Consider the following 12,876-nt stretch of genomic DNA (forward strand, 5'->3'; position numbering starts at 1 on the left):
ACCTGAAATCCCGGTCGCCGAAATCTCCCCTGAAATCTGCTGGCATCGCTCACAGCAGACAGGAAAGCCTTCCGAAGGCTTGGGCGCGCAAGCTACAACACAGCAATGCCGCCACGCCCCCTTGAAATCGGACCCGCCGGACGGGCCGCCGCCCACGCCATCGAACGCACCCGCGTCGCCCGTGGCTACTCCCAGCGCCAGCTCGCTGCCCGCGTCACCGCACTCGGTCGCCTCATGACCTTCACCGCGCTCTCACGTATCGAACGCACGGTCCGGCGCTGCGACATCGACGACCTCGTCGCCATCGCTGCCGCCCTCGGAACCCCTCCGCAGATCTTGCTGGCGACGGTGCCGATCCACCCGGCTCCCGTCGGGGTGGGCGGAATATAGCCGACGATCCCCGATTTCCGAAACCGGGAATTCTCCGGACCATTCGTGGTCCTGTACGTCTTCGCCGCCCATGGCGGCGGGGCGCTTTCATCCCCTTCGTCTGCCTTAAGGATTCTCGCTTGTCTCCTGTTGATCCGGTCTCCTCCGTCAGTGCTGCCGAATTCTGTCACCGTCCGCCCATCAGTCGCGCGTTTCTCGGGGTGCAGGACGCGGCTGAATATCTCGGTATTTCGCCCAAGACGCTCTACGTATGGCGTCACCGGCGCCAGGGTCCGCCGAGTTTCCGCATGGGTGCCCGCGGGCGAGTGACGTACCGGATCGATGCGCTCGATGCCTGGATACGGGAGCAGGAGCAGGCGGATTCCCGATCCAACCCCGCCCTCAACCCGGTGAGCGCCGCACCGCAGCGGCGCGCCGCCTACTTGGCAGTCGTCTGACGCCTCCCGGCCGCCCTCCCGCCCCCTACCTGCAAGGAAACACTTGGCCGGCTACATCGAAGACCGCTGGATCAACAAGAAGAAGGACCCCGTCACCGGCAAGCGCGAGCGCACCGCCCGGTACGGAAAGGGGAGTCGCTACCGGGTCGCGGGCACCCCCGGTGTCCGCGGCATGTCGTTCGACACTCTGGAGGACGCCAAGACGTGGCTCCGCAGGGCCGGCACCGACAGCGAGCGGGGCGAGTTCGTCGACCCGCGCGACGGCTCCATCACCCTCGCCGACTACGTCACGCGCCACTGGCAGGCGGGCGTCCGTGGAGCACCGGGCACGGTCAAGCGGGTCGATGAGCGCGTGCGCCTCCACGTCCTTCCGCACATCGGCGACGTAGCGCTGCGGGACGTCTCCGCGGCCGTCCTGCGCGGCTACATCGCCACGCTCGAAGGCGAGTGCGCACCTCGCTACGCCCGGCAGATCCTCACCACCCTCTCGAACGTCTTCGAGACGGCGATCGACGACAAGCGTCTGGTCCGCAACCCGATGCGCGCCAAGTCGGTGCGCTGGCCCAAGGCTCCCGAGGACCAGCGGGAGGCGTGGCTGCTGGAGACCGCGCAGCGGGTACGGGACGTCATCAACCAGCAGTACCGGATCGCCGTCGTTGTCGCCCTCGGGTGCGGGCTGCGCCAGGGGGAGGTCTTCGGGCTGCCGCCGGCGGACGTCGACTTCGAGCGCGGCCTCATCCGCGTCCGCCGACAGGTCCAGCTCCTGTACGGCCGCTTGTACTTCACCTTTCCCAAGGGTGGGAAGACGCGGGTCGTCGACATGCCACCATCGGTCGCCACCGAGCTGCGCGCACACGTCCTGCAACACCCGGCTGTTGAGGTCGAGCTGCCCTGGGGCGGCCCCGAACCCGACCGGGAGAAGTGCACCTTTCCGCTGGTCCTGACCACGACCTACGGCAACGCGATCCGCGCCAACATCTTCAACGACGAGGTGTGGAAGCCCGCCCTCGCGAAGGCCGGAGTGATCCCCGTGCGGGAGAAGGGCCAACGCTGGAAGGCGTCCCGCAAGGACGGCTTCCACGTCCTCCGGCACACCTACGCCTCGGTCATCCTCGAAGCGGGCGAGTCCGTGGTCACCCTCGCCCGGTGGCTCGGCCACTCCAGCCCAACCATCACCCTCGACCACTACGCCCACTTCATGCCCGAGGCCGGAGGCAAGGGTCGCGCGGCCATCGACGCACTGCTCGGAGTGGCCCCTCAGTACGTCCCGGAAGACCTTGCCCTTACCTGAGAACGGGTGGCACAGCACATACTGTGCCACCCGTTCTCGTTGGCGGGTCACGCGCTGAGTCTTATGCCGCTCGACGCCACGGCAGGCGCGCGCGTCTTGCGGGCAGGCAGAGGAGTTCGTGCAACGCCTTGCCCTCGTGGGCCCAGTGGTTCAGTCGGTCGCGGTCCACCCACCGCACGCCGTGACGGTCGCCCCACGCCATGGCGTCGCGGGTGAATGCGCCGTTGGTGACGACGACCGCGTGGTCCGCCCTGTGTGCGGGACCCGCCGTTCCGTTCACCTGGTACATCACCGACGAGCCGACCTTGCCGCCGACGCGGGTGTGCTTCGCCTGCACCACGATCCGCCCGAGGGGTATCCGGACGCCGATGACGTCCGCGGCCTGGTCTCCGCCACCGCCCACCCTCCTGGCCGCCCAGCCGTCGCGGACGAGGAGGTCGCGCAGCGCGTACTCGAACTGCTGGTCGTCCATCGCGTCCAACTCGGACAAGGTGATGCGCAGACGGGCCAGTCTCTCGCTGTCCGCGCGATGCCGACGGGAGCCCCGTACCCGGAGGCAGGCCAAGCCGACGGCGAGGGCGAGACCGGTCAGGACCAGCAGCGGCCAGGCCGCAGCGACCCTCGTCAGGAGGCGCGATGCGGCCTGTGCGATGGCGACCGCGAGAGCGAGGGCAACGGCTGCCGCACCCAGGACGTCTGTGGTACTGCGCGGTCGCCACCGGATGCTTCGCCGCCGTCGGGCCGTCACTGTCCGCCCGCTGGCGCGGAGACGGCGGGCTTCGGCGCGGGCTGCTGCTCGGCGGAGCTGTCGCCGAACCCGAAGATCTGCCCCCAGAGCCACACCACCGCACACAGGCCGGCCACGGCCCAGACGCTCAGGCCTTTGGCCTTCCTGGGACCTGGCTTGCGGCGGATGTAGCTGCTCACGCGCACGTATCCGTCCGGAACCTTCGGCATGCTGAATCCCTCCCCATCGGTCCGCGCCGTGCGGACCTCCAGATCGGTTGTAGCCGCGGCCACTGACAGAACCTGATGCACCGTCATGATCGTGTCGGCGGCAAGGGCGCAAGTCGGCCATGCCTTCGCGAGTCCCCGGCTGACTGCATGGCCCGCTGGCCTGCGACTGGGCTTTCCGGCTGTGTGTCACGTAGCGGAAATGCAGGGCGGACCGAATGGCCAGTTCCTGCGGAGCGCGGCAGGCGACGACTGCGCCGGGCGCCGCCCCCGTTGAGGCGGGGCCACTGAGCGTGGCCGATCTTCTGCCGCGGATTCTCCCCAGATTCTCCCCACGAGGCCACCGAGGGCTTGATTCGTGGTTCGCTTGCGCTAAGTCGATCAAGCTCGTGCGGTGGATCGCTACAGCCAGTCGCGCTTCTTGAAGATGATGTACAGGCTCACACAGACCACTGCCATCAGCAGGATTGCGAAGGGGTAGCCCGCCACCCAGTGCAGTTCTGGCATAGTTTCGAAGTTCATGCCGTAGATAGTTCCCACCAACGTGGGTGCAAACAAGATGGCGGCCCAGGAGGAGATCTTCTTGATCTCTTCGTTCTGTTCGAAGCCGGCCTCCGCCAGGGCGCGCATTTCGGCGTTCTGCTGTTGGGAGACCAGGGTGGCGTTGACCGTCAGGATTTCGGTCAGGGCCTGGCGGAAGCCGTCCACGCGTTCGCTGGTGTGGGTGACGTGGTCGGCGACGTCGCGGAGGTAGCGCTGGAGTTCCTCGTCCGTGCCGTACTTGGCGAAGCCGGCCATCAGGCCGTGGAGCATGCCGACCAGGGGGCGGGTGGCGCGCTGGAACTCGACCATTTCGCGGGAGAGTTCGTAGATGCGGCGCGAGACCTCGGGGTCGCCGCGGAAGACCTCGGTCTCGATCTCGTCCATGTCGTTCTGGACGCCCTCCACGACCGGGGCGTAGCCGTCGACCACCGCGTCGAGGATGGCGTACAGGGCGGCCTCCGGGCCCAGGGAGAGGAGTTCCGGGGCCGCCTCCATGCGGCGGCGCACCGCCGAGAGGTCGGGGGCGGCGCCGTGGCGGACCGTGATCAGGAAGTCCGGGCCGACGAAGACGTGGAGTTCGCCGAACTCCACCTCCTCCGGGGCGTCCAGGTAACGGGCCGCGCGCAGGACGACGAACAGGGTGTCGCCGTAGCGCTCCAGCTTGGGGCGCTGGTGGGCCTCCAGGGCGTCTTCGATGGAGAGCGGGTGCAGGTTGAACTCCGATGCCAGGGAGTGCAGTTCGGCCTCCGTCGGGCGGTGCAGGCCGATCCAGGCCATCCCCTCGGGCTGTGCGCGCAGCTGCCGGAAGGTGTCGGCGAGGGTGGCGGGGGAGGCCACGCGGCGGCCGTCGCGGTACACGGCGGAGTCGACCACGCTGCGGTGGTCCGACGGTGTCGGCGCGGAGGGTCGCGGTCGGCCCGTGCGCGGCGGGGGGCGGCGGTCTGGGCGCTCCGGCATCGCAGTCAGCTCCCGTTGCTTGGTGAACATACGTTTACGGGCAAGAAGCAGGATATAGGGGCGAAAGGGCACCTCGGGGGCGGTGCCGCCGAAGTCGCGGACCGAAGGTGTCCGCAAGGCGCGTTAGCGTGCGGCCATGGCCTCCACGACCACGCATCCGGTACTCGGCACCCGTGCGCTCAACCGTGCCACGCTCGCCCGCCAGCTGCTGCTGCACCGCGCCCCGATGCCGGCGGCCGAAGCCGTCGCGCACCTGGTCGGGCTCCAGGCGCAGAACGTCCGGCCGCCCTACTTCCAGCTGCACGCCCGCCTCGCCGGCTTCCGTCCCGCCGAACTGGCCGGGCTGATGGAGTCCCGGGAGGTGGTCCGTATGGTCACGATGCGCTCCACCCTGCACACCCACACCGCACACGACGCGCTCACCCTCAGGCCGCTCGTCCAGGCCGCCCGCGACCGGGAGATCGGGAACTTCCGCTCCGGCCTCACCGGGGTCGACCTGGACCGGCTGGCGCGGACCGCGCGCGCCTTCGTGGAGGCCGAGCCGCGCACCATGGGGGAGATCCGGGAGGAGCTCCTCGCCCACTGGCCGGGCGCCGACCCGCAGGCCCTGTCCGTGGCCGCCCGCTGCCGGCTCCCGCTCGTGCAGGTCACGCCCCGCGGCGTGTGGGGCCGCAGCGGCCAGGTCCGGCTCACCACCGCCGAGCACTGGCTCGGGCGTCCGGCCGGGGAGCCCCAGCGCCTGGACGACGTCGTGCTGCGCTACCTCGGCGCGTTCGGGCCCGCCTCCGTCAAGGACATGCAGACCTGGGCGGGCCTGACCCGGCTCCGCGCGGCCTTCGAGCGGCTGCGCCCGCGCCTGCTCGCCTTCCGGGACGAGAACGGCGTCGAGCTGTTCGACCTCCCCGACGCGCCCCGGCCCGGTCCGGACACCCCGGCCCCGCCCCGCTTCCTCCCCGAGTTCGACAACCTCCTGCTCTCGCACGCCGACCGCACCCGCGTCGTCCCCCCGCAGCTCAAGGGCCGCAGCTGGGCGGGCAACCAGGCCTTCCGCACCCTCCTCGTGGACGGGTTCCTCGCCGGGCTCTGGGCGGCGGACGCGGGGGTGCTCACCGTCGAGCTGCTGACCGCGGTGCCGAAGGCGGCCGAGGAGGAGATCGTCGCCGAAGGGGAACTGCTCCTCACGGAGATGGCGACGGCACCGGATGCGTACGGGGGCCCCGCCGGCCCGGGCCGCGTCCGCGTGCGCTTCGGGTCAATCCGCGGCTGACGCCGTCTAGTGATCCACAGCGCCACGCGGCACGATTCCTCACATGACGGAGAACAGCGCCACCGCACAGTTCCTGGCCGCCCGCGACTTCCTGCTCGAACGCCGCGGGGACTACGAAGCCGCCCGGGCCGGCTTCACCTGGCCCCGCCCCGAACGTTTCAACTGGGCCCTGGACTGGTTCGACCACATCGCCGCGGGCAACGGGGCCGACGCCCTGCGGATCGTGGAGGAGGACGGCACGAGCCGGGGGGTCTCCTTCGGGGAGCTGGCCCTGCGCTCGGACTCGGCAGCGAACTGGCTGCGCGCCCAGGGCGTCGCCGCCGGTGACCGGATCCTGGTCATGCTCGGCAACCAGCGCGAGCTGTGGGAGGTGATGCTCGCGGCGATGAAGCTGCGCGCGGTCGTCATCCCCGCCACCCCGCTGCTCGGCGCGGCCGACCTGCGCGACCGGGTCGAGCGCGGGCAGGTGCGCCACGTCATCGTGCGCACCGAGGACACCGGCAAGTTCGACGAGGTGCCCGGCGCCTACACCCGGATCGCCGCCGGTCTCCAGGTGCCCACCGGGTGGCGCCGCCTGGCGGACATGTACCAGGCGGCCGGCGGGTTCACCCCCGACGGCGAGACCCTGGCCGACGACCCCCTGATGCTCTACTTCACCTCCGGCACCACCGCCCGCCCCAAGCTGGTCGAGCACACGCACGCGTCCTACCCGATCGGACACCTGTCCACCATGTACTGGCTGGGGCTGCGCCCGGGCGACGTCCACCTCAACATCGCCTCGCCCGGCTGGGCGAAGCACGCCTGGTCCAACCTCTTCACGCCGTGGAACGCGGGCGCGACCGTGTTCGTGCACAACTACACCCGCTTCGACCCCGAGCGGCTGATGGCGGAGATGGACCGGGGCGGCGTCACCACCTTCTGCGCCCCGCCCACCGTCTGGCGGATGCTGATCCAGTCCGACCTCGGCCTGCTCCGCAACCCGCCGCGCGAGGCCGTCGCGGCCGGTGAGCCGCTCAACCCCGAGGTCATCGAGAAGGTCCGCGAGGCCTGGGGCGTGACCGTACGCGACGGGTTCGGGCAGACCGAGACCACCCTGCAGATCGGCAACTTCCCGGGCGCCCCGGTCAAGCCCGGCTCGATGGGCCGCCCGGCGCCCGGCTACGAGATCGTGCTCCTGGACCCCGTCACCGGCAAGGAGTCCCCCGACGAGGGCGAGCTCTGCGTGGACCTGCGCACCCGCCCCGCCGGGGTGATGACGGGCTACCGCGACGACCCCGAGCGGACGGCCGGGGCGATGGCGGACGGCCTCTACCGCACCGGGGACATCGCCTCGCGCGACGCCGAGGGCTACCTCACCTACGTGGGCCGGTCCGACGACGTCTTCAAGGCGTCCGACTACAAGATCAGCCCGTTCGAGCTGGAGAGCGCCCTGCTGGAGCACGAGGCCGTCGCCGAGGCGGCCGTCGTCCCGGCCCCGGACGCGCTGCGGCTCGCCGTCCCCAAGGCGTACGTCACCCTCGCCGCCGGCTGGGAGCCCGGGGAGGAGACGGCCCGGGTGCTGTTCGAGCACTCCCGGGCCGTGCTGTCCCCGTACAAGCGGATCCGCCGCATCGAGTTCGGCGAGCTCCCGAAGACCGTGTCCGGGAAGATCCGCCGGGTGGAGCTGCGGGAACTCACCGAGGCCGGCTCGACCACGGAGTACGACGAGGCCGACCTCCGCTGAGGCGGGAGCAGGCCGGATCAGTCGGGAGCAGGCCTGATCAGTCCGGATCAGTCCGGATCAGGCAACGATCAGGCCGGCAGCTGCGCCTCGATCGCCGCGATCACCTCGGGCGCCTCGGGCTCGGTGCGCGGGCGGAAGCGCGCCACGACCTCACCGGCGGGGGAGATCAGGAACTTCTCGAAGTTCCACTGGATGTCCCCCGCCTCCCCGTCCGCGTCCGGGGTCTTCACCAGCTCCTGGTACAGCGGGTGCCGGTGCTCGCCGTTGACCTCGGACTTCTCCAGCATCGGGAAGGTCACCCCGAAGCCCGCCGCGCAGAACGTCTGGATGTCGTCCGCCGAGCCCGGCTCCTGGCCGCCGAACTGGTTGCACGGGACGCCGATGACCGTGAAGCCCTTGTCCTCGTACTTGAACTGCAGCCGGGCCAGCCCCGAGTACTGCGGGGTGAGGCCGCACTGGGAGGCGGTGTTCACCACCAGGATCGCCTTGCCCTTGTGGGCGGCCAGGCTGGTGGGCTCGTCGGACAGCGTGGTCAGCGGGATGTCGTACAGGCCCATCGGGTTCTCCTCGGCAGACGCGGATAAGCAATACCCCCGAGATTAGGGCCCCGTGCCGACAAGTGCGTCGGCCGGGTCGTTGACCGGCTGCGGCATGCCCGTGAGGTCCATGACGAACAGCGGTATTCCCAGGTCGTCGGCGCGCGACCGGGCGTCGGAGGTGTACCCGGCGAGGGAGAAGTAGACGCTCGTCGCGGAGGCCGTCAGCCCGTTCAGCCACACGCACTCCACCGCCCGCAGCCCGGCCGGCGCCGTACTCGGGTCCACCTGGGCGACCACGCCGGGAGCCCGCAGGTCCACCGCCGCCGACGGGATCGGCGGCCCGTCGGGCTGCCGTACGTCCTGGAAGCCGAGCCAGCGCAGGTACAGCGCGGCCGTCGCCACCGCGTCCCGGGCCGTACGGATGGTCACCGGCCGGAACGGCGGCCGCGACACCGGAGTCCCCGGCAGCGGGTGGTCCGGATCCGGCCCCAGGTCCGTCCCCTGGTCCGGGCCCTGCCCCTGGTCCTGCCCGGACCCCGGCCCCTGCCCCGGCTGCCGGTGAGCCGCCGGACCGCCGGCGCCGCGCGCCCGGCCGCCGTCGGGCCGTACGCCGCCCCCCGCCCCCGCCGCGCCCCGCGCAGCGGCGTCCGCCCGCGGCGGATCCGGCGCGTGCACCGGAACCAGCACCACGGTCCCGCACGAGCCGCACCCCACCTCCGGGTGCGGCCACTCGCTCTCCCGGCCGCAGGCCCCGCACCGCACGGTCACCCAGCTGTCGCTCCAGGTGCGGTGGGTCAGCGGCAGCGCGGGCGCCGCGAGGTCCAGCGGCGGGGTGATCGGGCTGCCGCAGGCGCACGGGTAGACCGGCGCGGTGTACCCGTTCTCGCGCTGGCACGCCGGGCAGCGCACCGGTACCGCTTCCGCCATGAGACCTGGACCCCCTCCGTCGCTGTGCGTGCCCCCATGCTCCACCACGTGCGACCGGCCGGAGGGGAGCGGGCTCGATTTCCCGCCACCGAGGCAGCTATTTGTGCAACCGACCGACCGACAAGCGGCTTTTGGTGGTTTCCGGGGTGCCGAAGCGCCTTGACGTGCGCAGAACTCGCCGCTTAGCTTGTTCCGTATAGCAGAACAAAACTTCCGTATGACGGAAACTGCCTGACCGCCACACCGCAGGAGACCTCGATGCCTCGTATGACAGCCGCCGCCGCTGCAGTGGAGATCCTCAAGCGCGAGGGTGTCGCGCACGCGTTCGGCGTCCCCGGCGCTGCGATCAACCCGTTCTACCGCGAGCTCAAGAACGTCGGTGGCATCAAGCACACCCTCGCCCGCCACGTCGAGGGCGCCTCGCACATGGCGGAGGGCTACACCCGCACCGCGCCGGGCAACATCGGCGTCTGCATCGGCACCTCCGGCCCGGCCGGCACCGACATGATCACCGGCCTGTACTCGGCCATCGCGGACTCCATCCCGATCCTGTGCATCACCGGCCAGGCTCCGGTCTCCAAGCTCCACAAGGAAGACTTCCAGGCCGTCGACATCGCCTCGATCGCCAAGCCGGTCACCAAGAAGGCCACCACCGTCCTGGAGGCCGCGCAGGTCCCGGGCGTGTTCCAGGAGGCCTTCCACCTGATGCGCTCCGGCCGTCCCGGCCCGGTCCTCATCGACCTGCCGATCGACGTCCAGCTGACCGAGATCGAGTTCGACCCGGAGACCTACGAGCCGCTGCCGGTCTACAAGCCGCGCGCCACCCGCGCCCAGGCGGAGAAGGCCGTCCGCTTCCTGCTGGACTCCGAGCGCCCGCTGATCGTCGCCGGTGGCGGCATCATCAACGCCGACGCCTCCGACCTGCTGGTGGAGTTCGCCGAGCTGACCAACATCCCGGTCATCTCCACCCTGATGGGCTGGGGCGTCATCCCGGACGACCACGAGCTGAGCGCCGGCATGGTCGGCGTCCAGACCTCGCACCGCTACGGCAACGCGACCTTCCTGGAGTCGGACTTCGTCCTCGGCATCGGCAACCGCTGGGCCAACCGTCACACCGGCTACAACCTGGACGCCTACCTCGGCGACCGCAAGTTCGTCCACGTCGACATCGAGCCCACCCAGATCGGCAAGATCTTCGCCCCGGACTACGGCATCGCCTCCGACGCCAAGGCGGCGCTGGAGCTCTTCATCGAGATCGCCAAGGAGCTCAAGGCCGCGGGCGAGCTCCCGGACTACAGCGCCTGGGTCGCCTCGCACCTGGAGCGCAAGGGCACGCTGCAGCGCCGTACGCACTTCGACAACATCCCCATGAAGCCGCAGCGCGTCTACGAGGAGATGAACAAGGCGTTCGGCCCCGAGACCCGCTACGTCACCACCATCGGTCTGTCCCAGATCGCCGGTGCGCAGATGCTGCACGTCTTCAAGCCGCGCCACTGGATCAACTGCGGCCAGGCCGGCCCGCTCGGCTGGACCATCCCGGCCGCGCTGGGTGTCGCCTCCGCCGACCCGGAGAACCCGGTCGTCGCGCTCTCCGGTGACTACGACTTCCAGTTCATGCTGGAAGAGCTGGCCGTCGGCGCGCAGCACAAGATCCCGTACGTCCACGTCCTGGTGAACAACGCCTACCTGGGCCTGATCCGCCAGGCGCAGGGTGGTCTCGGCATCAACTTCGAGGTCAACCTGGAGTTCGAGAACATCAACGCGCCCGAGCTGGGCGTCTACGGCGTCGACCACGTCAAGGTCGTCGAGGGCCTCGGCTGCAAGGCGATCCGCGTCACCGACCCGAACGAGCTGGGCGCGGCCTTCGAGGAGGCCAAGAAGCTGGCCGCCGAGTACAGCGTCCCGGTCGTCGTCGAGGCGATCCTGGAGCGCGTCACCAACATCTCGATGAGCAAGACGGTCGACATGAGCGACGTCACCGAGTTCGAGGAACTGGCGACCGAGCCGGGCCACGCCCCGACCGCGATCCGCCCGATCTCGGCCTGATCCACGGGCTTCACCGCACGGCAGTCCACGCGCCCGGCTGGGGTTTCCCAGCCGGGCGTTTGCGTGGGCGGCCGTTGAGCTGGGCGGCGACCGCGTCGAGGGGGCGCGGGCGGACCTGCTCCGCGCTGCGGCCGGCGGGTGCGGCGGGCGCGTCCCGAGCACAGGGCACGGGCCGGCTCCCGGCGCAGTCCGCCGCGGCCTTGGGCGTGGCGGGACGAAGGCCCGCAGCGCGGGGTGCCGGCCGGTCCTGCCGGAGGGAGCGCGGCCGTTGCGCCACCGCTTCCCCGTCCGGAGGTTGACGCCGACGATCCGGCACGCTTCCCGACTGCTGACGCCTCGCCGCATGAGCGGCAGGTGGGCACGCCGGTCCCTCGGTCAACGAACGGCGTCCCCGATGGACCGAACGGTCCCGATCAGGCGGCTGCGACAGGGCCGGTTCCCGGGCGCGTACGAGGGCCGGGGGCCGGAACCGGCTGATGGGGCCGTCGGGCGCGTGAGCGCTACTGGCGGCGCTGGCCGAGGACGCAGAACTCGTTGCCCTCGGGGTCCGCCAGTACCACCCACGACTGGTCACCCTGGCCGATGTCGACACGCTGTGCGCCATGAGCCACCAGACGGGCCACCTCGGCGGCCTGGTCATCGGGCCTGAAGTCGAGGTGCAGTCGGCTCTTGGACTTCTTGGCCTCGTCGAGCCGGACGAACTCCAGCCCGGGCAGCCGGTCCGGCGCCGGGCGGATCTCGAACTCGTCATCGGAGGAGTGGACCACTACCCAGCCGAGGGCCTGCGCCCACCACTGCCCCAAGGCCGCCGGGTCCGCCGAGTGAACGATTACCTGTTCCCATTCCAAGGTCATCCGCCGATGTTAGAGCTGCGGGGGCTTCGAAAAACAGGCCCTCAGCCCGCCGTTCGGCGCCCGGAGCCGATCCCGGACGGCCGTTCGGCTCGAACAGCCGGCACCCGGCCACCCGCCGCGAAGTGGTGCGGTTCCCGATACCGGCCAAGCCGGCGCGCCCCGCCGACACACGACGGGGACCACATCACGATGCACTGGGTGAGCCGTAAACCCTGTCGTAGCGAGGGCCGCCACCAGGCAATATGAGTCCGGTGAAGGACCTACCCCCCCGGCCTGCCGCCGGCAGACTCGCGCGAGTGGCACAGCCGCCGTTGGTGGGACCAACTGGGATATCTGCGGGTGCGTTCCCCGGCGAACCCGAACTGGCCCCGGGACATGCCGTGGCTGATCGCGCGGTTGCGACGTGAGCGGTCGGCGGCGCTCCCAGCCGATCACTACCTCTACGACAGGGCGATCAGCGCCGCTCAGGGCTATGCACGGACTTCCCGCCCGTCAGGGGACGCCGAACTGCTGTGGGACCGAGTTCTCGAACCCGTCGACGAGTTGCTTGCGAGGCGGCAGGCAAGGCACCTCGACGATGTCCGCAGGGACTCAAGCCGAGCAAGGCGGTGCGAACCATGACCGGCCTCGGCCCGGGGCCGAGGCCGATGATCCCGCCACGGCCCCGACGACCCCGGCCGCCATACGGCTCGCCGCCCGGGCACGACAAAGCGCCGGGTCACGGGACCGTCCGTGACTCGGCGCTTTGGGTTTGACCGCCCGACGGTGCGAGGCTGGCGCGACAGGACGTTCGCGCCGCCGGGCGGGGCTGGGACTCGTGTACAGGGGACTCTGTGCGTAGCCCCTGTACACGAGTGGCTGGGACCGTGGCGGGCGGGCGACGAGAACTCCGGCGCCGTCTCCCTCAGGTCAAGAGACGGGCCTCGGAACCCATTACCACCGCACTGG

General features: G+C 70.7%; 12 protein-coding genes. 6 read left to right on the top strand and 6 right to left on the bottom strand.

Annotated elements, in window-relative coordinates:
• Positions 1–105 precede the first annotated feature (105 nt).
• The 3 genes from ACZ4M3_RS00340 (at position 106) to ACZ4M3_RS00350 (ending at position 2,118) form a co-directional block, all read left to right on the top strand.
• Positions 106–390 (top strand): helix-turn-helix domain-containing protein, encoded by a 285-nt coding sequence (locus tag ACZ4M3_RS00340; RefSeq protein WP_467728762.1) that lies wholly within the window; start codon positions 106–108, stop codon positions 388–390.
• 119 nt (positions 391–509) lie between these two features.
• Positions 510–827, top strand: coding sequence for a helix-turn-helix transcriptional regulator (locus tag ACZ4M3_RS00345; RefSeq protein ID WP_467728764.1), 318 nt, complete (start codon positions 510–512; stop codon positions 825–827).
• Positions 828–870: 43 nt separating this feature from the next.
• Positions 871–2,118, top strand: coding sequence for a tyrosine-type recombinase/integrase (locus ACZ4M3_RS00350; protein ID WP_467728765.1), 1,248 nt, complete (start codon positions 871–873; stop codon positions 2,116–2,118).
• Positions 2,119–2,179: 61 nt separating this feature from the next.
• On the opposite strand, the gene ACZ4M3_RS00355 is transcribed toward ACZ4M3_RS00350, so the two are convergent.
• From ACZ4M3_RS00355 to ACZ4M3_RS00365, 3 genes are all read right to left on the bottom strand, one after another.
• On the bottom strand, positions 2,180–2,809 hold the full coding sequence (locus ACZ4M3_RS00355) for a restriction endonuclease (RefSeq protein ID WP_467730080.1): 630 nt from the start codon (positions 2,807–2,809) through the stop codon (positions 2,180–2,182).
• A gap of 53 nt (positions 2,810–2,862) precedes the next feature.
• Positions 2,863–3,075 carry a hypothetical protein gene (locus tag ACZ4M3_RS00360; protein WP_161298244.1) on the bottom strand — a complete coding sequence of 71 codons (213 nt, stop codon included), beginning with the start codon at positions 3,073–3,075 and terminating at the stop codon, positions 2,863–2,865.
• 399 nt (positions 3,076–3,474) lie between these two features.
• A complete protein-coding gene (locus ACZ4M3_RS00365; RefSeq protein ID WP_467728766.1) occupies positions 3,475–4,572 on the bottom strand; it encodes a magnesium and cobalt transport protein CorA in 1,098 nt (365 codons plus the stop codon).
• A gap of 136 nt (positions 4,573–4,708) precedes the next feature.
• Between ACZ4M3_RS00365 and ACZ4M3_RS00370 the strand changes: the two genes are divergently transcribed.
• Positions 4,709–5,839 (top strand): winged helix DNA-binding domain-containing protein, encoded by a 1,131-nt coding sequence (locus tag ACZ4M3_RS00370; RefSeq protein ID WP_467728767.1) that lies wholly within the window; start codon positions 4,709–4,711, stop codon positions 5,837–5,839.
• Between the two features lie 43 nt (positions 5,840–5,882).
• On the top strand, positions 5,883–7,562 hold the full coding sequence (locus ACZ4M3_RS00375) for an AMP-binding protein (RefSeq protein ID WP_467728769.1): 1,680 nt from the start codon (positions 5,883–5,885) through the stop codon (positions 7,560–7,562).
• A gap of 68 nt (positions 7,563–7,630) precedes the next feature.
• On the opposite strand, the gene ACZ4M3_RS00380 is transcribed toward ACZ4M3_RS00375, so the two are convergent.
• Together ACZ4M3_RS00380 and ACZ4M3_RS00385 are read right to left on the bottom strand one after the other, a co-directional pair.
• A complete protein-coding gene (locus ACZ4M3_RS00380; protein ID WP_467728770.1) occupies positions 7,631–8,119 on the bottom strand; it encodes a glutathione peroxidase in 489 nt (162 codons plus the stop codon).
• Positions 8,120–8,161: 42 nt separating this feature from the next.
• Complete coding sequence (locus ACZ4M3_RS00385; protein WP_467728772.1) at positions 8,162–9,028, bottom strand: hypothetical protein; 867 nt, start codon at positions 9,026–9,028, stop codon at positions 8,162–8,164.
• Positions 9,029–9,286: 258 nt separating this feature from the next.
• Between ACZ4M3_RS00385 and gcl the strand changes: the two genes are divergently transcribed.
• Positions 9,287–11,074 (top strand): glyoxylate carboligase, encoded by a 1,788-nt coding sequence (gcl, locus tag ACZ4M3_RS00390; protein WP_467728773.1) that lies wholly within the window; start codon positions 9,287–9,289, stop codon positions 11,072–11,074.
• Between the two features lie 500 nt (positions 11,075–11,574).
• On the opposite strand, the gene ACZ4M3_RS00395 is transcribed toward gcl, so the two are convergent.
• The gene (locus tag ACZ4M3_RS00395) at positions 11,575–11,928 is read right to left on the bottom strand and encodes a VOC family protein (RefSeq protein WP_467728775.1); all 354 of its coding nucleotides are present in this window, start codon (positions 11,926–11,928) and stop codon (positions 11,575–11,577) included.
• Between the last annotated feature and the right edge of the window lie 948 nt (positions 11,929–12,876).

This window comes from Streptomyces sp. NPDC026522, from assembly GCF_055567555.1.

Bases quoted from the DNA above. Each gene is read 5' to 3' on its own strand.
- ACZ4M3_RS00340 (WP_467728762.1), top strand. From the start codon at position 106: ATGCCGCCACGCCCCCTTGAAATCGGACCCGCCGGACGGGCCGCCGCC.
- ACZ4M3_RS00360 (WP_161298244.1), bottom strand. From the start codon at position 3,075: ATGCCGAAGGTTCCGGACGGATACGTGCGCGTGAGCAGCTACATCCGC.
- ACZ4M3_RS00365 (WP_467728766.1), bottom strand. From the start codon at position 4,572: ATGCCGGAGCGCCCAGACCGCCGCCCCCCGCCGCGCACGGGCCGACCG.
- ACZ4M3_RS00370 (WP_467728767.1), top strand. From the start codon at position 4,709: ATGGCCTCCACGACCACGCATCCGGTACTCGGCACCCGTGCGCTCAAC.
- ACZ4M3_RS00375 (WP_467728769.1), top strand. From the start codon at position 5,883: ATGACGGAGAACAGCGCCACCGCACAGTTCCTGGCCGCCCGCGACTTC.
- ACZ4M3_RS00380 (WP_467728770.1), bottom strand. From the start codon at position 8,119: ATGGGCCTGTACGACATCCCGCTGACCACGCTGTCCGACGAGCCCACC.
- ACZ4M3_RS00385 (WP_467728772.1), bottom strand. From the start codon at position 9,028: ATGGCGGAAGCGGTACCGGTGCGCTGCCCGGCGTGCCAGCGCGAGAAC.
- gcl (WP_467728773.1), top strand. From the start codon at position 9,287: ATGCCTCGTATGACAGCCGCCGCCGCTGCAGTGGAGATCCTCAAGCGC.
- ACZ4M3_RS00395 (WP_467728775.1), bottom strand. From the start codon at position 11,928: ATGACCTTGGAATGGGAACAGGTAATCGTTCACTCGGCGGACCCGGCG.